This is a genomic window from Bacillus sp. LR--39, from assembly GCF_053613335.1.
The window spans coordinates 1,585,564-1,606,635 of the sequence record NZ_JBSIOT010000001.1; the positions used below are offsets into that span (position 1 = coordinate 1,585,564).

Here is a 21,072-nt window from a genome sequence, read left to right on the forward strand (position 1 = left end):
ATTCTATCAGTTTTCCGGCGTTTATGCTGTGAACGAACATTAAAAAAACAGCCGCCCGATGTGCGGCTGTCATGTTTATTTTAATAATCTCAGTCCGTTCAATATGACCAGAATCGTGCTCCCCTCATGCCCGATCACACCAAACGGCAGTTCCATCACCTGCAGAAAGTTAGCGCAGATCAAAAGGCAGATGACCGAGAGCGAGAAAACAATATTCTGCTTAATAATCCGGTTCATTTTCCTTGAGAGTCTGCACATTTTCACAAGCTTGTGAAGATCATTTTTCATAAGGACTAAGTCAGCCGTTTCAAGGGCCACGTCCGTTCCCCCGCCCATCGCAATACCGACGTCAGCGGTTTTCAGAGCGGGCGCGTCATTAATGCCGTCTCCCACCATGGCGATTGTGCCGTACGTTTCTTTCAGCTTCTTCACTTCTTTTGCCTTTTGGTCCGGCAGACAATCGGCAACAACCGTCGTCATGCCCGCCTCTTTTGCAATGGCAGCCGCAGTTTCAGACTGATCGCCGGTGAGCATGGCTGTTTGAATGCCCATTGATTCAAGCTCAGCCATCACGGCTTTGGCTTCAGGTCGGATTTGATCCTTTAAGGCAAAGCAGCCCGCAATCCGGTCATCTTTTTTAACAAAGACCAGTGTAAAACCTTTATCCTTTAATTCTTTTCCCGATGTCTGCAAAAAAGCATCTGCCGCATCTTCACCTGCAAACCCCGCTTTTCCGACCATCCATTTGACGCCTTCTATTTCAGCCTGAACACCGAATCCGGACGTCTCGTCAATCGATAGATGTCCTGCGGGCGCGGCGCCCCGGCTTTCGGCAAATTCAGCTATCGCTTTTGCAAGCGGGTGGCTTGATTGCTTTTCCATCGCATACACCGCTTGCATGATCTCATCTTCACTCACATTTTCGGCAGCTTGAAACGCCGCGACTGCCGGCTGTCCCTTTGTTACCGTGCCGGTTTTGTCAAAAGCGATCATCCGGACGCTTCCCAGCTGCTCTAAAAACACACTTCCTTTAACCAATAATCCGTTGCGGGCCCCATTTGAGATAAGGGAAAGCGCAGCGGGCATAATAGAAGCGACAAGCGCGCACGGGGAGGCGACCACCATAAACACCATCGCCCTGTAAAAGGTTTCACTCCAGCTCCAGCCTAAAGCGAAATGAGGAATGAATAAAAGCAAAGCCACGGCTAACAGCACGCCTTTTACATAGACACTTTCGAATCGTTCAATAAATGCCTGAGCCGGTGACACGCTGTTTTGGGCTGATTCCACCAGCCGGATGATTTTTCTGAATAAAGACTGTTCATTTGTTTTCGTCACACGGACCGTTAAGGAGCCGTTTCCGTTTACCGTTCCTGTAAACACAGAATCTCCGGCTGTTTTTTCCGCCGGCATCGCTTCACCCGTAAGCGCCGATTCATCGAGGCTCGTCACGCCAGACTCAATGATCCCGTCTGCTGCTACGCGTTCGCCCGGCTTAATGACGATCATGTCACCGATCTTAAGTTCAGCAGCCGGCACCCGCTTTTCCTGTCCGTCCGCAAGCAGGGTCGCTTCCTCCGGTTCCAGTTTCATCAAAGAGGTTAAATCACGGCTGCTTTTATTCATCGTATATGTTTCGAGCGCGCCGCTTAATGAAAAAATAAAGATAAGAACAGCGCCTTCAGCCCAATAACCGATCAGGGCGGAGCCGACCGCCGCAAAAATCATCAGCAGTTCCACATTTAACGCCTTCGTCTCAATGGTATCCTCGATTCCCTCTTTCGCTTTTGCAAATCCCCCGATCAGGAAGGCAAGGGTATACAAAGTGACGGACAGGCCTTTTGTTTCGGTAAAAAACCAGGCCGCAAGAATAAGGACGCCGGATACGAGCGCCGCAATGAGTTCTGCATGCTGGAGCCACTTTTTTCCGGCCCGCTCTTCTTGTATGTGCTGTTGTGAATGGGTTTGTGTCATCACTTGTTCATTCATTATGAATTCTCCTCTCTAATTGAGAACGCAAATCATCTTCAATTCCCCGATAAAAGCAAAACAGCCGCCTGACAGGCAGCATTTTCACAGTGTTATCGCAGTGTTTTCTTTATTATAGCATGCCGACGGAAGATTTCAATTATAATTGTTTTAATTTCTTTTTGATAATAATTATCAATAGTGTTTCTTCAGCTGTTCATTATATGCAAAAAAGGTGCGGGAGGAATTCCTCCCGCACCTTTTTATTTCTCTGACCATTCTTTTAATTGTGAGGCGGTCATCGGACCGACGATCTTTTTTTCGATTTCTCCTTTTTCATTCAGCAGAAATGACGTGGGAATCGTCATGACATCGTATTCCTTCATAAGCTCGCCTTTCGTGTCAAGAACAATCGGGAATGTGAGATGATGCTGACTGACAAAGTTTTGAACGGTATTTTTGTTCCGCTCGGCATTCATCAAATTTACCGTTACAAGGCTTACATCATCGGACTGATGCTGTTCAAAATACGTTTGGAACTGCGGCAGTTCTTTTTTGCACGGCGGACACCACGATGTCCAAAAATGCAAAATCGTTTTCTGCCCTTTATTCGGAATCGATATCTCGTCTCCTTCAATCGTCTTCATCAGAAACACGGCGGGAACTGCCTGTTTTTCTGATGAGGCTTTTGCTTCAGGCATCCAGACGGCGGCAGCTATCAAAAGGACTGCACATACAATTAGGCGGTTTTTATGCATATGATCTTCCTTTCACGCGTTTCGGATAGCTTGCCCTTGCTTATTGAAATGTATCAGCCTTTTCAGCTTTCGATCCGGGGCGCTGTTCTTCCGCCGCCCGTCAAAAACACGGAGACACCGAGGTCTTTGCAGATCGTCGCGTAATGTAAACTTGTCAGAAGAATCATGCCGGTATTCATGCCGAGTATAATGCCGAGCATTTGCAATTCAGGCATAGAACCGAGCACATACATCATCGAAAGCCCCACAATGCTGCTCCATACGTTATGATAAAACGCCGTTTTCACATGGCCGATACCGATCAGACAGGCCTGAAGCGGCATCACAAACAGATGAAAAAGAAAAAACGGCCACAAAAGCTGCAAATAATACTGCGCTTCCGGAGACTGAAAAAACAAATGGGTCAGCGGGCCCGCGAACTGAAACATGACCCAGACTGCCGGAATGCCGTAGCCGAATGTAATAAAAATCGCTTGTCTCAGCCGTTTCAGCACAATATCATATTGGGACAGCGCATATGCTTCTGAAATGCTGGGAATCATGACGACCATCAGCGAATGGGCGATAAATGCGGGAAACGAACCGATTGTCATCGCTACACCGGCAAGCATGCCGTATTGATCAATCGCGGCTGTCCCGGCTGCCCCGGACGCCAGCAGCGCTCCTTTAACCAAGAAGGGTTCAATTGCGTTTGTCACCGCATGAAATATACGAAGTCCCGTTGTCGGGATGGATACGGCCAGGAGGCGTTTCCGCACGTCTTTCCCGCGAAGATGAATGTGCTGATGGCCGGAAAGCGCCCTCCGCGCCAAAATAAACTGCGTATACAAGTAAACGAACACCACGACATCGCTTGCGACCAGCACAAATAATGAAATGAGCACGGCCATATCAATTTCAAAAGAGTACCATTGAAAAAAGATAAACAGACAAAGCACTTGAATGATTTTTTTCATGACATTCGCAACCGCGATTTTTCCCATTTGCTGCACACCCATAAAATAACCTCTGGCGATGGATGTAAAAGCGACGACTGGAATCAGCCCGATGACAATCCCTTTAATAAACGGGTGATACGTATCGAATACAGGAATGAACGGCAGCGCGATGCTTGCGGCCGCGGTTGAAAACGCGGTAAAAACGGCGGTCATTCTGAAGGCATGCCGGAGCATGCTTTCATGCAGCTTCTGATTGGATTCCGCGATGAATTTTGAAATGGAGATCGGAAGCTCCAGACTGGCGATGACGATAATTAAAAAAATGGTGGGCAGAATGCTCATGTAAAGTCCCATCCCATGCTCGCCAAGCTCCCGCGCCAGTATCATATTCACGACAAATTCCAGACATTCCGCGAAAAAGGCGGCGATGGATAAAAGAATGATCCCTTTCACAAATCGATTCATGGTGTCTCTCCTTGTCTCTCGTTCTTCCATCATCATATGAGACAAGTTCTGAAAATATTTTCGATTTCTCAAAATTGAAAAAAGCATAGCCGGGATATTTTTAATCCCGCTATGCTTACATCGCAAATACGTGTCTGCCGATCCGTTCGATAATTTTTCGGGAACGGATCCAGTGGTCAGATGCCGTTTTCGGATTGTAGAAAAACAACGCGTTCGTTTCTCTGCCCGGATGGTCAAGCGCCTCATTTGCGGCAGCGATGGAATCCTTATCCGGCTTTTGATTAATGCTTCCGTTTGCTACCGGTTCAAATGCGCTCCTTTGATAGATCACACCCCGAATGGTATCCGGGAAGCCGTTTTTTTCAGTGCGGTTCAGCACTACGCTGGCTACCGCAACCTTCCCTTTATAAGATTCACCTTTCGCTTCTGCGTGAACGAGACGTGCCAGAAGCTGTCTGTCAGCGCGGGAATACGTTTTTTTCGGCGGCTGATAAGCCGTCTCCTCCGGTTTGGCTTCCTTCTCTTGGTGAGATGACAGCTTTATCGGTTGGATAGAATGCTTATGATCCGTTTTTGAAAGCTTCGGAACCGAGCTTTTTTTATTTAAATCAGCAACCAGTGTGCTGGGTTCTTGCTTTGGCTTCTTCGCAAAAGTAAACAGAGCTTCTGTATGTTCAATTTTTGATGCAGGCATAAAACATAGAAAAAAGACAGCCAAGGCAGCAAATTTTGTCGTCATACGATTTCCTCCTTAAATACTTCACTACCTTAACAAGAGCTGTGCGCAAATTCACGGTTAAAGATTTTCCAGTGCTCCCAATCAGCTTTTATGATGGAAGAAGTTCGTTAACAGCCTTGTTATTGGCAGGAAAACAGCCATCATTTTCACAACATTAACCAAATAGCAGTAAAAGTATCCATCGGAGGGATTTTACATTTTGTTTACATCTGTTACAGCCAGATGAAATGAGAAACTAAAAAACAAAAAAAAGACTCCTCAAGTGCGAGGAGCCGTCAGCTTCTTGGCTGTTCTAAATACTGGAATATAACATCCCCGCCCTGCTGGGCAATACCGCGGAAATGCTTAAAATCTTCCTGCTTCGATAAAACTGCTCGAAATGCAAGAAAATGTTCTTTCTGCACCCTGAATTCTTTGATTTCACCGGTGCGCATTTGGTTGATACGTTCTGAAATTTCCTCAGGCAGCAACGAACACAGCCTCCTTTTCTCGGCTTTTTCCCGAAAATCAATATACCATCTTTCCCCCGCCGGGACAATGATTGAGCGGGCTGATACCCATATCGCTTTACTTCTTAAAGAAAATACTGCAAAATATTTTCAAACAGGATTTATGATAAAGGAGAGGAAGCTCGTGAAAATTGCTAAGGTTGGAAACGTCATTGAATTTAAAAACGGATTAACCGGTATTGTTGAAAAAGTAAATGAAAATTCCGTCATCGTTGATGTAACCATCATGGATAATTATCGTGATCTTGAATTAGATTCCCTCACTGTCGTCAACCATAAGAATTATAAAATCATCAGAGACTCCTATTAAACCCCCTCGAACAATCCGAACCATTTACATATCCCGCACAAAAGCTGCCGCCCGGCAGCTTTTTCAAATGAACTCAGATCTCCGTCATTTCTACAAAAAAATCACCGGTCTGATCTTTATTGTAAAGATTTGTGACGGATGTATGGTAGTTGGTTATTTTACCGCGGAATTCAAGCCCGCGCTCGGGCGCCTTGATGTCAAATGTTTTTTCATACAAAAGAACGGCAATATCATGATACGTTTCAGAGGTCACCTTCAATACAAATGAAATCATGCGGCCGTTTTTGCCCGCACTTTCTTTACAATCATACATTTTCAGCCTTACACCGTTTAACTCTAACGGCTCCATAACGAACACTCCTTCTTTTTACAGGACATGCTATCATGCTGACCATTCCTTTACAATTGATCCGCTCCGAATGAGAAAAAACAGCGCAGGCCTTTACAAACGTATGTTCCCTATTTTATAATGAAACAGACGAGCTGCCATCCAGCACCCGTCACGTATTGAAGCGGCGAGTACACTCCCCCCGGGTTTACTCGTCTTTTTCTTTTCTCCAAATGATCTCTCTTTTCCTTATAGAAGTTCTGTGCAAATATCATGCACCTTTTTGGCTGCGCGGCACAGACGAAAAATACCCCCGCTTAAAAGGCGGGGGTATTTAGGTTATATTCCGAGACTGTACTCCGTCTGAAAATTAACGGTTGTCAATCGTCTCCGGGTACATATCATGATTCATCATCCGATGTTCGGCCATTTTTTCATATTTTGTTCCCGGTCTGCCGTAGTTTGTATACGGGTCAATGGAGATTCCGCCTCTAGGTGTGAATTTGCCCCATACTTCAATGCAGCGGGGGTCCATTAATTCGATCAAATCATTCATGATGATGTTCATGCAGTCCTCGTGGAAGAAAAGGCAGGTCAAAGTCTTGTCCCATAAGTACTTGCTCTAGACATTAAGCATGAAGTCACACCAATTTTACACCTTACCAAACGATTGATTTTAACCTTTTTTGGGGACTATTTGTAATCTCTGCGCAGTGAAATTATACCTGTGCCAGCCCGCCATCTACGAACAATTCAACACCCGTCAAGTAACTGCTTTCGTCTGAAGCAAGGAAAGATACAGCGTTTGCTACTTCTTCAGGTGTCCCAACTTTTCCAGCTGGAACAGTATTTCTGGCATTTTCCATTGCTCCTTCAAGTGCATCACCAAAAAGCTCATCATATGCAGGTGTAAGAATAGCTCCTGGACTAACCACATTTACACGGATTTCAGTATCTTTTAGGTCAAGAATCCAGTTGCGAACTAGTGCTCTTAATGCTGCTTTAGACGCTCCATATACACTAAACGCTGGGTTGCCAATTGATCCAGCAGTAGAGCCCGTTACAATAATAGAACCTGCTTTGTCCGGGAATAGTGATAACGCTTTTTGAACAGTAAAGATGGTTCCTTTAACGTTAATGTCGAACGTTCTATCAACCTGCTCTTCAGTAATTTCACCTAATGGAAGGAAGTTGCCGATGCCTGCATTAGCAAAAAGAATGTCCAACTTACCTTTTTCCTGCTTTATCATGTCATATAGTTTGTCTAAGTCTTCAAGCTTAGAAATATCACCTTGAACACCGGTTACGTTCTTGCCAATTTGGTTAACAGCTTTATCAAGTTCGTTTTGTCTGCGTCCCGTGATATAAACATATGCACCTTCGTTTACAAATTTTTGTGCTGCAGCAAGACCAATCCCACTTGTTCCACCCGTTACAAGCGCTATTTTACCTTCAAATTTACCCATACTTAACACTCCTTTAGAATTCATTTTATTTTACGTCTAGTACCTTTAAGTACTTGAAGAACAACTTACAAGATATAGTATCCTTCAGTAAGCACACTATCGGAAGTACCCACTTTTTTGTGATATAGTAACTAAAAAGTAATAAATGTGGAATGGAGAGCTTTAGACATGAAAAAATTTAGCTGTGGGTTTGAAGTGACAAAGGAAGTGATTGGCGGAAAATGGAAAGGTCTTGTATTATACTTTTTAATGAATGGACCAAAGAGAACGAGTGAATTAAAGCGCATTATTCCAAATATAACTCAGAAAATGCTGATTCAAACACTTAGAGAGCTTGAAGCCAGTGGACTTGTGAGCAGAAAGATGTATAATCAAGTACCGCCGAAGGTTGAATATTCATCCACTGAACTTGGAGAATCTCTTAAACCTATCTTGCAGGAGCTCTGTCAATGGGGAAGCCATTATGCGGAGCAAGAGTATGCAGAAGGTGAATATGAAATTGTACGTTAGGATTGATGTAGCTGCTGGAGTAAATGCTAAACAACTTCAATACCATCGCCTAACAGATGAAGAACAGTCAGAAATAAATGAGATATTCAATTTTGAAAGTGAAGTTCTAATAAGAAGTGTCATGGACTATATTCAGGAGAACTTTGATGAAATTCAAAAAAGAGCTGTTTCAAATGTTAAAGAGAAGGTTCAGAAACTTAGCCAAAAAATAAATGAAGATATTGATAATCATATTTAATGCCTGTGATCTCTAAATAGGCATTTTTCTTTCGGATAAAAAAGAAAAGACGTACAAATTGTACGCCTTAATCTGCCTCTGTACTATCAATTTTTCACTCATAAAAGTCACAGTTCAGGTTGCACCAGGTCACACTTTTATTGAGCTTAGTGCGGGTCACACTTCGCTGTGACTCGGTCACAATTCCGCTGAAAATCAGCACTGAATGTTCGGATTTTACTGTGACTCCACTTCGTTTTCACACTCCGTATCACACAACGGAATAATTACCGATTATCAATCGTCTCCGGGTACATATCATGATTCATCATCCGATGTTCGGCCATTTTTTCATATTTTGTTCCCGGTCTGCCGTAGTTTGTATACGGGTCTATCGAGATTCCGCCTCTTGGCGTGAATTTGCCCCATACTTCAATGTAGCGGGGGTCCATTAATTCGATCAAATCATTCATGATGATGTTCATGCAGTCCTCGTGGAAATCTCCGTGGTTGCGGAAGCTGAAAAGATACAGCTTCAGCGATTTGCTTTCCACCATTTTTTCGTCCGGAATATAGCTGATGTAGATGGTTGCAAAGTCCGGCTGTCCCGTTTTGGGGCAAAGCGACGTAAATTCCGGGCAGTTGAATTTAACGAAATAATCACGGTTCACGTGTTTATTCGGAAATGATTCCAAAACCTCCGGCGCATATTCAAATAAATAGTTTGTCCCTTGATTCCCCAGGAGCGTAACTCCTTCTAATTCTGATTCTTTTCTTGTCATATAAATCTCCCTTTCTATTAAACTCCCCGTTTATTGCCCCAAAGCAATGTATGCAGCTGAGGCAGGACTCTGACGAGATTCAGATCCGAATCGGCTGAAACCTTATCAACGAGTGTTTCGTATTTTCCGAGCAGATGTGCGATCAATGCCCGGTCGTCCGTCGTATGGACGTTATCGTTTCCGACCTGAAGATAAAACGGGATATTCGGATACCGCTTGTGCACGGTTTTCGCGAATTGCAGATCTTCATCATTAAAAATGACGACCTTTAAGCTGACCGCGTTAAGCCTTTCTGCCGCATCAAGCGAAGACACAATGTGATCGAGCTTTGCAAAATCGGTTGTCATCCCCGAACTTGGCGGCTTCGGTGAAATCGTCAGGTCGTTAATCATTGTGAACCAATCCTGATAGACCGTTCCCTGCGTTTCTAAAGCGGCGCGCACCCCGTGCTCTTTCAGCAGCAGAATCAGCGCGTCAAGCTGCTTTAACAGCGCCGGGTTTCCTCCTGAGATGGTGACATGGGAAAAGGCGTCTCCGCCGATTTCTCTCAGCTCGCGGTAAATGTCTTCCGCCGTCATCCAGCGGATATCTTTTTTGGCTGAGCCGTCCCATGTAAAAGCGGAGTCGCACCAGCTGCAGGAGTAGTCGCAGCCCGCCGTGCGGACGAACATGGTTTTCTGGCCGATAACCATGCCCTCCCCTTGTATCGTCGGTCCGAAAATTTCTAATACCGGAATTCCTTTAGCCATTCCTATCACCTTTTTTCGGGCGGTATACGCAATAGCTTGTCGGGGTTTCCCTGACAAAAATCTGCACGCAGACCGGCTGATTCTCCAGTGTTTCAAGGTAGGACTGCACCTTATCGTAAATCGTTTTGGCCACGACCTCGGTCGTCGGCAGTGAATATCTGTCATCTTCAGAAAATTCGTCATGGTCATTCAGCAATGTATGATCGTAAGCGCCGTGCACCAATTTCTTCAGCACGCTGAAATTCACGAGAAAGCCTGAATCGTCCAGTTCATCCCCCGCAACTGTAATATTTACTGTATACGTGTGCCCGTGGACTCTGCTGCACGCTCCGGCGCTTTCGCGGGGAATAAAGTGCGCGGCTGAAATGTGCATATCCTTATTCAACTCAAACGAATAAGGATGCTGAACCTGCGGGTAAATTTGAGAAAGCAATTAGTTCCGCTCTCCTTTCATTTTCATATATTCATCATATCCTTTATTGCGGAGCAGGCATGCCGGGCATTCGCCGCATCCGTCTGCAATGATGCCGTTATAGCAAGTCAGTGTGTTATTCTTTACAAAATCAAGCGCGCCGAGCTCATCCGCAAGTTTCCACGTTTCTGCTTTGTTCAGCCACATAAGCGGCGTATGAATGACGAACGGCTTTTCCATCGCCAGGTTGACGGTGACGTTGCAGGATTTGACAAACTCGTCACGGCAGTCCGGGTAGCCGCTGAAATCAGTCTCGCAAACACCGGTGATAATGTGGCGCGCGCCGATTTGATATGCAAGAATCGATGCAAAGGATAAAAATACAAGGTTGCGTCCCGGTACAAAGGTTGTCGGCAGTTCCCCGTCCTTCGCTTCAATTTCGATATCATCTCTTGTCAGCGCATTCGGCGCGAGCTGATTTAAAAGAGACATATCAAGCAAGTGATTTTTGACACCGAGCTTTTCAGCAATCGATTTTGCCACATCGATTTCTTCTTGGTGACGCTGATTATAATGGAATGTAACGGTTTCCACTTCTTCAAAGTTTTGCAAAGCCCATAATAAACAAGTCGTGCTGTCTTGGCCTCCGCTGAACACCACAACTGCTTTTTCTTTTTTCATGTCTTTCTCTCCCTTATCTATCATTCCATAAAAAAAGCGCCTTTTTCGGAGAAGGCGCCCTAAAAAACATAAAAAAACCGTATCCAAGGATACAGCTCGTCCTTAGTTTTTTATAGAGGGTGTAGCTAGAACCTCTCCCGCATCAATACGGATTTTCTTCTTTTTTCACTTTTGCTATCATACCATAATGTTGTTTCCCGTGACAATAAAAAAACAGCCTGAACCCTGTGTCAGGCTGCAAAAGCGGGATTAAGCCCCGCGTTTTTTCCCGGGAAATACCATCAGCGCAATCCCGATCAGAACAAATAAAGCAGGCCAGAAAACAGAAACCGGAATGATCGGCTGATTCGTCATCATAAAAGAAAGTGCTGTCAAGGTCAGCACCGCAACCGGGATGAGCAGCGCCTTCTCTTTCCCGCCGAACAGCCACAGCTCAAATAAACCGAATGCCGTTGCAAGCAGATAAACAGGCCATGTCACACCGGAGTAGGACCAATTGGTTGCCGTTTCAAAGACAAACAAGATCCCCGTAATCAATAAGATGCCGCCCGGTACGAGAAGTCCCGCGTTTTTGACAGGTTTCGGGCCGAAAATCGGAATGTGAAAAGCGGCGCCCAGCAAAAGAATGAGAGCGGGCCAGCCGCGTTCGCTGATGACTTCATTTGCATTGGTGAATATGCCGAAAATGCCCGCGGCGCACAGAACCGCAGCAGCAGTCAAAAGCCCTCTTTGCCTTCTGCCGAACAGCCAGGCTTCAAACAGGCCGAACGCAACGGCAAAGAGGTAGACAGGCGATGTCACATTTGCGTATGTCCAATCCGTCAGCGTTTCAAACCATAACAACCCGCCCGTCACAAGCAAAATGCCGCCCGGAATAAGAAGGCCCGATCTTTTTTTCGGCTGCATAAAGGCAGCGGCGTGAAACAAAAGCGCGGCGGCGATGATCAAAAGCGGCCACAGCCCCGTCATCAGCATACCGGCAAAGCATAGAGCTCCCACGGCTGTCAGGATGAAAGCAGGAATCAATACACCTAACTTCCTCCCGCCGAAATACCACAGCTCAAACAGACCGAGAGCAGGCGCCCATATATAAACAGGCCACGTCACGCCTGAATACGTCCATCCTGTTGCGGTCTCAAAACAAAAGAGGCAGCCCAGCACAAGAAACATACCGCCCGGAACGAGCAGTCCCGCCTGGTCAGGCGTTTTTTTCGCAAAAATAAATCCGGCGTGAAACCCTGCGGACATTATAATGAAAAGAAACGGCCACGCCGAACCTGCGGATATATGTATAACTCCCGCCTTCTGCAAAAAAAACGCAATGCCGATACAAATAAAAATAAATCCCAATAATACACGTCGAGCTTTCATCTCTTACTCCTCCCCATCATTTCCCAATTCATTATACAGAAATGTCAGGAAAAAAGAAGGGGAATTCCCAAAAAATACAGACATTTTCCTTATATCCTTATTTTTCTTTCGGGATTTTTTTGCAAATCAATGCGCCGATGAAAGCGAGGCTCACATATCCAAACACCGGATAAACGGTGGAAATCAGCTGTCCGTAGCCGATTTGGCTGATAATGAAAGCAAACGCCAAAATGCCGCCGTAAATATATGTACTTCTTATATGAAGAAAACTGTTTAATTGTTTTTCCAATCCGTATAAATTGCCGATGACCGACGTAAACACTTCCCCGAAAATAATAAACAAATAAATGATATGAAGCGAACGCGAATACGAATAGACAACTTGAGCCATCGGAATGTCAAACTCCAGCACATCCGGCAGCACCGATAATGATAAAAAGCTCGCGGCAAGCACCAGTGTCAACAGAACGCCGCCTATATAAGCCCCCCTTCTGATCACCTTCTCTGAAGACATTTCGTTCGCAAGCGGCACAAGGACGGCTTGGGCGAGCGATAAATTTAACGCGCCGTAAGAGACGGCGGACAAAAGCCAATTCCACTTGTCAGGCCATACCCATTCGTCCGCGTTTCTCGTGCTTGTAAATACAAATGAATCAGCTGTCACGATAAAAGAGAAAGAAATTAAAAGCGGCACAACCAATATATTGACGCCGAACACACCTTTAACGCCGCTTGTCATGACGGCAAAGCTCAGTACGATCGTCAGAAGGATCCCCGCTTGTGCGGGCCAGCCAAGCTGTTCATGAAACAGCGCTCCCGCTCCGGACAGCATGACAGAGGTCACTCCCAGCAATATAAACATCATAAACATGTTTACGGCGCGGCCGATGGACTGGCCGAATAAATATGTGTTCAATTCCTGATAAGATGCTGCGTGAATCCGTTTGGAAATGATCATGATTTTGGCGCCTAAATATGTAAACATCAGACCGCTTAACACGATACCCAACAGACCGATCCAGCCAAACTTCAGAAAAAACTCAACGATTTCCCGTCCCGTGGCAAAACCGGCTCCTACAACCGTTCCTACGTATACAAATGCAAGCTGACTCGCAGAACCTTTTGTTTGTCCCATTTCACCCTCCGGCTAAGCGCAGATTTGTCCAGGCCTTTATATATGCTTATGAGACAAGTCGCCCGAAAAGACGAACAAATCGTCCTTCCCCGAAGAAAACAGATTCAGCTCTCTCCTCTAAGCAAAAATATTGAAAGAAAAAAAGGGCCTGCGTATACTCTTCATCAAGAAAGGTCAAAGCATTTCATTTCCTTTCTGACTATATTGGTCAAAAATAATCAAACCTTATAAATATCACTTATCATGCTGTAAACATTTGTTTTCGGGGTTTAAAACAAAACACTTGAAAGTCAAAGAAGGTCAGATTATACTATTAATCAAAGAAGGTCAAAGTTAAGACCTTATTTTCTAATCCGTTTGGTCAAAGATGATCAAACATTTTTCGAGGAGGTTTTGGCAAATGCGTTGTCAACATTGTCAGAAAAACGAGGCGACGATTCGCCTGAACATGCAAGTCAATTCCATTCAAAAACAATTCGTTTTATGTGAAACATGTTATACAGAATTAACCCGAAAACCGTCTATGAGCATGGGGCCGCAATCATTCGGATTCCCGTTTGAGCAAGGTTTCGCTCCCAATCAAAATAAACAGCAGGCCGGCCCTGAAAAAGGCCTGCTCGACGAGCTCGCTCAAAACGTCACAAACGGCGCAAAAGCAGGTCTGATTGACCCTGTGATCGGCCGCGATAATGAAGTGGCGCGCGTAATTGAAATTTTGAACCGCCGGAATAAAAACAATCCGGTGCTGATCGGTGAGCCGGGCGTCGGTAAAACGGCTATTGCAGAAGGCCTCGCGCTTAAAATCGCTGAGGGCGATGTGCCGAACAAATTGAAAAACAAAGAGCTTTACCTGCTTGACGTCGCTTCTCTCGTCGCCAATACAGGGATCAGAGGCCAGTTTGAAGAAAGAATGAAACAATTAATGAACGAATTAAAAGAACGGAAAAACGTTATCTTGTTCATTGATGAGATTCACCTTCTTGTAGGCGCCGGCTCTGCCGAGGGATCAATGGATGCCGGGAACATCCTGAAACCGGCGCTTGCCAGAGGCGAGCTGCAGGTCATCGGGGCGACAACGCTGAAAGAGTACCGCCAGATTGAAAAAGATGCGGCGCTTGAAAGACGCTTCCAGCCTGTCATGGTTCACGAGCCTACAATAGAACAAGCCATCAGCATTCTGGAAGGCATTAAAGATAAATACGAGAAATACCACGGCGTCACATTCAGCAATGAAGCGATAAACGCCTGTGTTACGCTTTCATCCCGTTACATTCAGGACCGCCACCTGCCGGATAAAGCGATCGACTTATTAGATGAAGCCGGCTCTAAGGCGAACCTGGAGCTTGATACCGTAAATGAAGAAGATGCGGCTGAGAGACTCAAAGCAATTGACGCGGAGAAAACAAAAGCGCTTCATGAAGAAAATTATGAGCTTGCCGCGAAACTGCGTGATGAAGAAGCGGCGTTGGAAAAGCAGCTGGCGCATGAAACACCGGCCTCTTCACCTGAAATCGGGGCGGAGCATATTCAAGCCATCATTGAACAGAAAACAGGCATTCCGGTCGGAAAACTCCAGGCTGATGAACAAGTCAAAATGAAGGAACTTGAAGAGCATCTTCATCAGCGCGTCATCGGTCAGGAAAAAGCCGTGAAAAAAGTGGCGAAAGCGGTCAGACGAAGCCGCGCCGGCTTAAAATCCAAAAACAGACCTGTCGGCTCCTTCCTCTTTGTCGGACCGACCGGAGTCGGAAAAACCGAGTTATCAAAGACACTCGCAGATGAACTGTTCGGTACAAAAGATTCCATTATCCGTCTCGATATGAGTGAATACATGGAAAAACACGCCGTATCAAAAATTATCGGTTCACCGCCGGGATATGTCGGACACGATGAAGCCGGGCAATTAACGGAAAAAGTGCGCCGCAATCCGTACAGCATCGTGCTGCTCGATGAGATTGAAAAAGCCCACCCTGATGTCCAGCATATGTTTCTGCAGATTATGGAGGACGGCCGTCTGACAGACAGCCAGGGCAGAACGGTCAGCTTCAAAGATACCGTTTTGATTATGACAAGCAACGCTGGAACCGGCGAAAAACAGGTGAAAGTGGGATTCCAATCTGAAGAGAGCGTCCTGGAAGAACAAACGCTGATTGATTCACTGAGCGCGTTCTTCAAACCGGAGTTTTTAAACCGGTTTGACAGCATTATTGAATTCCAATCCCTGAAAAAAGAACATCTCGTGAAAATCGTCAGCCTGCTTCTCACAGAGCTTGAAGACACATTAAAAGAGCGCGGCATCAGCCTGAACGTCACCGATGATGCGAAAGAAAAAATCGCTGAAATCGGCTACCACCCAGCTTTCGGAGCACGCCCGCTCAGAAGAACCATCCAAGAATTGATCGAGGACGAAATGACAGATCTCTTATTGGATGACAACGAAATAAAAGCCTTCCATGTCGTAATGGAAGAGGACGGCATCAAAGTCCGGGCACAATAACAAAAAAGCGGTTCCCTTCTCGCGGGGAGCCGCTTTTTTGTTTCTATCTCCATGCCGGAAGGGAGAAACTGTGAAGAATTCGGGAACAATTTCTCAATCACCCTAAAGTTCCATGCACTGCCACCGATATTAACCATAGAAAGCTAGTATAAAGGATTTGGTGAAAACTATGGATAAAACATCGATTATCGGTATCATCCTCGCCTTGATTGCTTTAAGCGTGGGCATGGTGCTGAAAGGGGTCAGCTTAAGCGCACTCGCTAACCCGGCAGCTATTCTGATTATTTTGTTCGGTACGATTTCTGCGGTGATCATCGCATTCCCCGGAAAAGAAATCAAAAAAGTGCCTGCCCTTTTTAAAGTGCTGTTTAAAGAAAACAAACAGCTGACAATTGCGCAATTAATTCCTATGTTCTCTCAATGGGCGCAAATCGCCAGACGTGAAGGTCTGCTCGCATTGGAAGCAAGCATTGAAGACGTGGATGACGCATTTTTGAAAAACGGCCTGAGCATGGCGGTTGACGGACAAAGCGCAGAATTTATCAGAGATATTATGACTGAGGAAGTTGAAGCGATGGAAGACAGACACCAGGCCGGCGCAGCCATCTTTACACAAGCCGGCACATATGCGCCGACACTCGGCGTTTTGGGTGCGGTCATCGGCCTTATCGCCGCTCTTTCCAACATGAACAATACCGAGGCGCTCGGACATGCCATCAGTGCGGCGTTTGTCGCCACCCTTCTCGGGATTTTCACAGGATATGTACTATGGCATCCCTTCGCCAACAAACTGAAACGCAAATCAAAGCAGGAAGTCAAACTGCGTGAAATCATGATCGAAGGCGTTCTGTCAGTGCTTGAAGGACAGGCCCCGAAAGTGATCGAACAAAAACTTCTCATGTATCTTCCTGCGAATGAACGCGCAAAAGTCGCTGAACAAGAAGGAGAGGCAAACAATGGCGAGAAAAAAGAAGAAGAAGCATGATGACGAGCATGTGGATGAGTCTTGGCTGATCCCGTACGCGGATTTGCTCACCCTTCTTTTGGCTCTGTTCATTGTATTGTTCGCCATGAGCTCGGTCGATGCGGCGAAATTCCAAATGCTGTCTAAATCATTTAACGCCGTGTTTACCGGAGGCACGGGTGTTCTTGAATATTCAAGCGTCACTCCTCCTGAAAACGAAAAAGACGGCGTTGATCAGTTAAAAAAAGACAAGGAAAAAGATAAAGAACAGAAAAAGAAAGAAAGAGAAGCAGCCGACCGCGAAGAACTTGAAGGCGTGCAAAAGCAAGTCAATCAATTTATAAAAAATAAAAAGCTTGAAACTCAGCTGGAAACAAAGCTGACTAAAGAAGGACTCTTAATTACCATTAAAGACAGTATCTTTTTTGATTCCGGACGGGCGGATATCCGTCAGGAAGATATTCCGCTTGCCAAGGAAATCTCGAATCTCCTTGTGCTGAATCCGCCGAGGAACATTATCATCAGCGGACATACGGACAATGTGCCGATTAAAAACTCACAATATCAATCTAACTGGCATTTAAGCGTCATGCGGGCCGTCAACTTCATGGCTATTCTCACGGAAAACCCGAAACTTGACGCAAAAGTATTCAGCGCCAAAGGTTTCGGAGAGTATAAACCGGCCGTGTCGAACAAAACCGCTGAAGGGCGCAGCAAAAACAGGCGCGTCGAGGTATTGATACAGCCTAGAAACGCCGCGACTGACCAAAATCAGTAATATAAAAAAGGAAGCCTTTCAAATGGCTTCCTTTTTTATTTCTGATGAAAATGTTTTGCGTTTAACCCCACTCTTTTCAGCATTTCCGTACACATTTCTATCTCTTCATCACTCAGCACACTGATCATTTCCTTAATTTCTTCAGCATGATCAGGGAAAATATCGTCCAAAAGACGGATTCCCTTTTCAGAAATCTGTGCGAAAGTCACTCTTCTGTCAGTCGGCGAGGCTTTTCTGATGAGAAGTTCTTTTTTCTCTAATTTGTCAACAACGTATGTAATACTTCCGCTCGCTAATAAAATTTTGTCGCCGATCTGCTGAAGCGGCTGGTTGCCTTTGTGGTACAGCAGCTCAAGCACCGCAAATTCCGTCGGGTTCAGACCGTGCTTATGAATATGTTTATTCATATGGTCGTTAATAGATCGGTACGCACGTGACAGTACAATAAATAATTTCAATGAGTTTTCTGTTTTATCCGTCATACATTCAATCATCCTTTTACAAAAGAAACCGTTACAGAGAAACATTAATAAACAAAATGAAAAATGTCAACAAAAATGTTTCCAAAATTTCTCTTCTTTTTGTCTGACCTTAATAAAATAATTTGTTTTTCTATCATTTTGGTTATTTTTTCTTATTAAAGAAGTATAAAGATGATATAATACCTCTATTCAAGTGTAATGTTGGAGCGATGCAGAGTGAATACATTTAAAGGTGCCCGGGGAAAGATCAAGCTTTATCTCATATTGGTGATCATCCCGGCACTTATTATCAGCTTTTTCATTTATGAAAAAGAAAAGCAGAAAATAGCCGATAAACACATACAGGAAGCCAGTATGATGCTCAACCTTCACCGCAATAAGCTCAATTATTTAATCGGTGAAACAAAAGCCCGGATGACAACACTTGCGATCGCTGTCGATAAGCCTGTCAATGAAGAAAAGATCATTGACATTCTCGATCAGGCTTTTGAGGATGAACCCAGATTCAGCGGACTGTATATGCTGAATTCCAAAGGTGATGTCATCGCAAGCACGACTGATCTGAAATCAAAGGTGAATTTGGCCGACAGACCGTATTTTACGAAGGCGAAAAAGACGAAAAAAACGGTCATCACAAATGACTACTCCAGCAGAATTACAGGCCAGCGCATCTTCACGATCTGCGTGCCGGTGTTAGACGCAAAACGGGAAGTCACGGATTATTTAGTAGCCGCCATACAAGTCGATTATTTGAGAAATATGATCAATATGCTGAGCCCTGACGTTTATGTCAAGGCAACCAATCAGAATAAAGTGATATTTGCCAGCGGACGGGCTGATCAATCAGAAGGTGTGAAACCGGTCAGCGGCTATCTGGATGATATTAATTGGAATATCAATGTTTATCCGAAACCGGTTGAGCTGAATGAGCTGACCAAAAGCGTGCTGCTGCCGATGTCCAGTATTGCCGTGCTGCTGAATATTCTGTTCATTCTCGTTCAATATTATCTGCTTAAGCGCAAGACCCAGCTGGAGCGCGCTCAAAATGAAGCGCAGAAATTGGAGCTGATCGGAACGCTTGCCGCCAGCACCGCCCATGAAATCCGCAACCCGCTTACAGGGATCAGCGGCTTCATTCAGCTTTTGCAGAAAAAATACAAATCGGAGGAAGATCAGCTGTATTTCTCAATTATTGAGCAGGAGATTAAACGGATCAATCAGATTGTCAGTGAGTTTTTAGTGCTTGGAAAACCCACTGCTGAACGGTTGGAAGTGAACTCGCTGCAGGATATTCTTGATGAGATTATGCCGATTATTTATTCTGAAGGGAATCTGTATAATGTGGAAGTGAATGTGGAGATTCTCGTCAATCGGCCGCTCAAGGTCAACTGCACGAAAGACCATATTAAACAGGTGATTTTAAATGTCGCGAAAAACGCTTTGGAATCCATGCAGGAAGGCGGCCGGCTGTCCATCTATTTAGAAGCCCGCGATCATAAAGCAGTCATTAAGGTGGCCGACAACGGAATGGGCATTTCTGAAGATATGCTTGAACACATTTTTCTTCCGTTTGTAACGTCAAAGGAAAAAGGCACCGGCCTCGGCCTTGTCGTATGTAAACGAATCATGCTGATGTACGGCGGTTCAATTGACATTCAAAGCGAAGTCGATAAGGGCACAGAGGTCACCATTACCCTCCCTGCCGCTTCTCGATGAAAAAAACACCCTGGATCGGGGTGTTTTTCATTTAAAGAAGAATATGTGTAAGAGGATATACCAGAGGAACGGCATCATGGCCGGCAGATAGTACGAGGCGCTTCGTGAGCCGTGCCAGCGGAAAAATGTGCTGACTGTACGCGGTCATCTTTCGGATGCGGCGCTTGATCAGGAAGCGCATTCAGTCTTCGTTATCTGTTTTATCATCAATCATTTGTTTGCTTCATATGCAGGCATGACGTCACCGCGGGAGAACAAGCCTATTTTCTTCACAAGGCCCTGTATTCCTTGGTGATGTGTGCGATCACGGTTTACCAGCTGCTGATACGCATTCATCAGACAGTCCAGTTCCTGGCTGTGCCTGATCGTGTCATATCCTGTAAACCCTTGCCTGTTAGCCGCATCTATCATCATTTTTCTTTTTTTATCAATAGATACAAGCAATTTTTCTTGTTCAGAATAACTGCCCATTCACTTCACCCCTCACCGCTAAAAGAATAGGAAACAAGTTTGATTGGGTTATTGAGCATTATTACAGATTATACTTTATTTGTAAACATTTTTTTACTAAATAACTTATTTTTTCATTTCGTATTGGAATCTTTGCATGAATACGAGAATAATACCCATTCGGGTAATGATATAAACAGAATGCGGCATATTCAAGATTTAAAAAACAGCCACAGCTGACTTTACATTACAATAAAAAACCTCTCATGCCGGCGGGGGCATGAGAGGTTCGGACGTCTATCAGTTTTGCACACTTTCATTCTCGTAAATCGGCACCCAGCCCTCAGTCGTCACGAAGATTCGGATTGCGACGACCCGGCGGTCTTCCTGAAGCGTAAAGTAGTGGCGGATGTTCTCCGGAACTGAAATCAAATCTCCCGGATTTAAACGAACGTCGAAAAATGTGCCGTCTTTGCCTTGAATGACGAAGATGCCGTGTCCGCTGACGATAAAGCGGACTTCATCATCCGTGTGGTGATGTTCTCTTTGGAAATTTTTTAATAATTCATCAAGATTCGGCGTGGTATCTGATAAAGAAATGACATCCTGAGACTGATATCCGCGCCGGGCTGAAATGTCCTGAATCTCCGTGTCAAACGCCGCGAGAATCCGTTCTTTTTCATCTTCGGTTAGATCGAATTTTTCCGAAAGCCCAGACGGAAGTTTTTCAATGTTCCACTGCTCATAGATCACCTCTTGTTCGTCTAAGAAGCGCGCTACTTCTTCCTGTTTTTCAATGAGCGTATTCTTTTCGTCATGAATTCTGATGGTCGCCATTTTCTATTCC

23 protein-coding genes, 1 pseudogene and 1 riboswitch are annotated in these 21,072 nt (G+C 45.1%); of the genes and pseudogenes, 7 read left to right on the forward strand and 17 right to left on the reverse strand.

The window, feature by feature from the left end:
- Nucleotides 1–75 precede the first annotated feature (75 nt).
- The 5 genes from ACWHAR_RS07400 to ACWHAR_RS07420 all read right to left on the reverse strand — a co-directional run bounded on the left by ACWHAR_RS07400 (nucleotide 76) and on the right by ACWHAR_RS07420 (nucleotide 5,338).
- A complete protein-coding gene (locus ACWHAR_RS07400) occupies nucleotides 76–1,989 on the reverse strand; it encodes a heavy metal translocating P-type ATPase (RefSeq protein ID WP_032874714.1) in 1,914 nt (637 codons plus the stop codon).
- 242 nt (nucleotides 1,990–2,231) lie between these two features.
- The gene (gene stoA / locus ACWHAR_RS07405) at nucleotides 2,232–2,726 is read right to left on the reverse strand and encodes an endospore biogenesis thiol-disulfide oxidoreductase StoA (protein ID WP_007611032.1); all 495 of its coding nucleotides are present in this window, start codon (nucleotides 2,724–2,726) and stop codon (nucleotides 2,232–2,234) included.
- A 62-nt stretch (nucleotides 2,727–2,788) separates the two neighbouring features.
- A complete protein-coding gene (locus ACWHAR_RS07410) occupies nucleotides 2,789–4,129 on the reverse strand; it encodes a polysaccharide biosynthesis protein (protein ID WP_007409593.1) in 1,341 nt (446 codons plus the stop codon).
- 115 nt (nucleotides 4,130–4,244) lie between these two features.
- Complete coding sequence (locus tag ACWHAR_RS07415; protein WP_032874713.1) at nucleotides 4,245–4,868, reverse strand: cell wall hydrolase; 624 nt, start codon at nucleotides 4,866–4,868, stop codon at nucleotides 4,245–4,247.
- A gap of 275 nt (nucleotides 4,869–5,143) precedes the next feature.
- Nucleotides 5,144–5,338, reverse strand: coding sequence for a hypothetical protein (locus tag ACWHAR_RS07420; RefSeq protein ID WP_014304905.1), 195 nt, complete (start codon nucleotides 5,336–5,338; stop codon nucleotides 5,144–5,146).
- Between the two features lie 163 nt (nucleotides 5,339–5,501).
- Between ACWHAR_RS07420 and ACWHAR_RS07425 the strand changes: the two genes are divergently transcribed.
- A complete protein-coding gene (locus ACWHAR_RS07425; protein WP_003154669.1) occupies nucleotides 5,502–5,687 on the forward strand; it encodes a YkvS family protein in 186 nt (61 codons plus the stop codon).
- Nucleotides 5,688–5,760: 73 nt separating this feature from the next.
- Here ACWHAR_RS07425 and ACWHAR_RS07430 read toward each other — a convergent pair whose 3' ends face one another.
- The 3 genes and pseudogenes from ACWHAR_RS07430 to ACWHAR_RS07440 all read right to left on the reverse strand — a co-directional run bounded on the left by ACWHAR_RS07430 (nucleotide 5,761) and on the right by ACWHAR_RS07440 (nucleotide 7,481).
- On the reverse strand, nucleotides 5,761–6,036 hold the full coding sequence (locus ACWHAR_RS07430; protein WP_032874712.1) for a DUF3219 family protein: 276 nt from the start codon (nucleotides 6,034–6,036) through the stop codon (nucleotides 5,761–5,763).
- Nucleotides 6,037–6,385: 349 nt separating this feature from the next.
- A pseudogene (locus ACWHAR_RS07435) lies at nucleotides 6,386–6,598 on the reverse strand (7-cyano-7-deazaguanine reductase); the annotation flags it as partial.
- 136 nt (nucleotides 6,599–6,734) lie between these two features.
- Nucleotides 6,735–7,481, reverse strand: a complete 747-nt coding sequence (locus ACWHAR_RS07440) for an SDR family NAD(P)-dependent oxidoreductase (protein WP_032874711.1) — start codon at nucleotides 7,479–7,481, stop codon at nucleotides 6,735–6,737.
- Between the two features lie 168 nt (nucleotides 7,482–7,649).
- Here ACWHAR_RS07440 and ACWHAR_RS07445 point away from each other — a divergent pair, with 168 nt between their 5' ends.
- A complete protein-coding gene (locus ACWHAR_RS07445; protein WP_007611023.1) occupies nucleotides 7,650–7,991 on the forward strand; it encodes a winged helix-turn-helix transcriptional regulator in 342 nt (113 codons plus the stop codon).
- Entirely contained in the window at nucleotides 7,975–8,229 is a 255-nt protein-coding gene (locus ACWHAR_RS07450) for a hypothetical protein (RefSeq protein ID WP_032874710.1), read from the forward strand. Before ACWHAR_RS07445 ends, ACWHAR_RS07450 begins: the two co-directional genes overlap by 17 nt.
- Before the next feature lie 266 nt (nucleotides 8,230–8,495).
- Here ACWHAR_RS07450 and queF read toward each other — a convergent pair whose 3' ends face one another.
- The 6 genes from queF to ACWHAR_RS07480 form a co-directional block, all read right to left on the reverse strand.
- Nucleotides 8,496–8,990 carry a preQ(1) synthase gene (gene queF / locus ACWHAR_RS07455; protein ID WP_003154673.1) on the reverse strand — a complete coding sequence of 165 codons (495 nt, stop codon included), beginning with the start codon at nucleotides 8,988–8,990 and terminating at the stop codon, nucleotides 8,496–8,498.
- A gap of 17 nt (nucleotides 8,991–9,007) precedes the next feature.
- Nucleotides 9,008–9,739, reverse strand: coding sequence for a 7-carboxy-7-deazaguanine synthase QueE (gene queE, locus ACWHAR_RS07460; RefSeq protein WP_003154676.1), 732 nt, complete (start codon nucleotides 9,737–9,739; stop codon nucleotides 9,008–9,010).
- On the reverse strand, nucleotides 9,732–10,172 hold the full coding sequence (gene queD / locus ACWHAR_RS07465) for a 6-carboxytetrahydropterin synthase QueD (RefSeq protein WP_007611020.1): 441 nt from the start codon (nucleotides 10,170–10,172) through the stop codon (nucleotides 9,732–9,734). Before queD ends, queE begins: the two co-directional genes overlap by 8 nt.
- The gene (gene queC / locus ACWHAR_RS07470) at nucleotides 10,173–10,832 is read right to left on the reverse strand and encodes a 7-cyano-7-deazaguanine synthase QueC (RefSeq protein ID WP_003154679.1); all 660 of its coding nucleotides are present in this window, start codon (nucleotides 10,830–10,832) and stop codon (nucleotides 10,173–10,175) included. It lies immediately after the preceding gene.
- Nucleotides 10,833–10,928: 96 nt separating this feature from the next.
- A riboswitch (PreQ1 riboswitch) is annotated at nucleotides 10,929–10,973 on the reverse strand.
- A gap of 108 nt (nucleotides 10,974–11,081) precedes the next feature.
- A complete protein-coding gene (locus tag ACWHAR_RS07475) occupies nucleotides 11,082–12,203 on the reverse strand; it encodes a hypothetical protein (protein ID WP_032874709.1) in 1,122 nt (373 codons plus the stop codon).
- Nucleotides 12,204–12,300: 97 nt separating this feature from the next.
- Nucleotides 12,301–13,338 carry a YkvI family membrane protein gene (locus tag ACWHAR_RS07480; RefSeq protein ID WP_032874708.1) on the reverse strand — a complete coding sequence of 346 codons (1,038 nt, stop codon included), beginning with the start codon at nucleotides 13,336–13,338 and terminating at the stop codon, nucleotides 12,301–12,303.
- A 400-nt stretch (nucleotides 13,339–13,738) separates the two neighbouring features.
- On the opposite strand from ACWHAR_RS07480, the gene clpE reads away from it, so the two are divergent.
- From clpE to motB, 3 genes are all read left to right on the forward strand, one after another.
- Nucleotides 13,739–15,835 carry an ATP-dependent protease ATP-binding subunit ClpE gene (gene clpE, locus ACWHAR_RS07485; RefSeq protein WP_032874707.1) on the forward strand — a complete coding sequence of 699 codons (2,097 nt, stop codon included), beginning with the start codon at nucleotides 13,739–13,741 and terminating at the stop codon, nucleotides 15,833–15,835.
- 169 nt (nucleotides 15,836–16,004) lie between these two features.
- Entirely contained in the window at nucleotides 16,005–16,820 is an 816-nt protein-coding gene (gene motA, locus ACWHAR_RS07490) for a flagellar motor stator protein MotA (RefSeq protein ID WP_007408461.1), read from the forward strand.
- A complete protein-coding gene (motB, locus tag ACWHAR_RS07495; RefSeq protein WP_003154685.1) occupies nucleotides 16,792–17,577 on the forward strand; it encodes a flagellar motor protein MotB in 786 nt (261 codons plus the stop codon). The genes motA and motB overlap by 29 nt, the downstream gene beginning before the upstream one ends.
- A 35-nt stretch (nucleotides 17,578–17,612) precedes the next feature.
- Here motB and ACWHAR_RS07500 read toward each other — a convergent pair whose 3' ends face one another.
- Entirely contained in the window at nucleotides 17,613–18,059 is a 447-nt protein-coding gene (locus ACWHAR_RS07500; protein ID WP_003154686.1) for a MarR family winged helix-turn-helix transcriptional regulator, read from the reverse strand.
- 198 nt (nucleotides 18,060–18,257) lie between these two features.
- On the opposite strand from ACWHAR_RS07500, the gene ACWHAR_RS07505 reads away from it, so the two are divergent.
- Entirely contained in the window at nucleotides 18,258–19,775 is a 1,518-nt protein-coding gene (locus ACWHAR_RS07505) for an ATP-binding protein (RefSeq protein WP_046559543.1), read from the forward strand.
- A 210-nt stretch (nucleotides 19,776–19,985) separates the two neighbouring features.
- Here the strand turns inward: ACWHAR_RS07505 and ACWHAR_RS07510 are convergent, their stop codons facing one another.
- Both ACWHAR_RS07510 and ACWHAR_RS07515 read right to left on the reverse strand, forming a co-directional pair.
- On the reverse strand, nucleotides 19,986–20,246 hold the full coding sequence (locus ACWHAR_RS07510; RefSeq protein ID WP_003154690.1) for an aspartyl-phosphate phosphatase Spo0E family protein: 261 nt from the start codon (nucleotides 20,244–20,246) through the stop codon (nucleotides 19,986–19,988).
- Between the two features lie 279 nt (nucleotides 20,247–20,525).
- On the reverse strand, nucleotides 20,526–21,062 hold the full coding sequence (locus tag ACWHAR_RS07515) for a 1,2-dihydroxy-3-keto-5-methylthiopentene dioxygenase (protein WP_032874705.1): 537 nt from the start codon (nucleotides 21,060–21,062) through the stop codon (nucleotides 20,526–20,528).
- Between the last annotated feature and the right edge of the window lie 10 nt (nucleotides 21,063–21,072).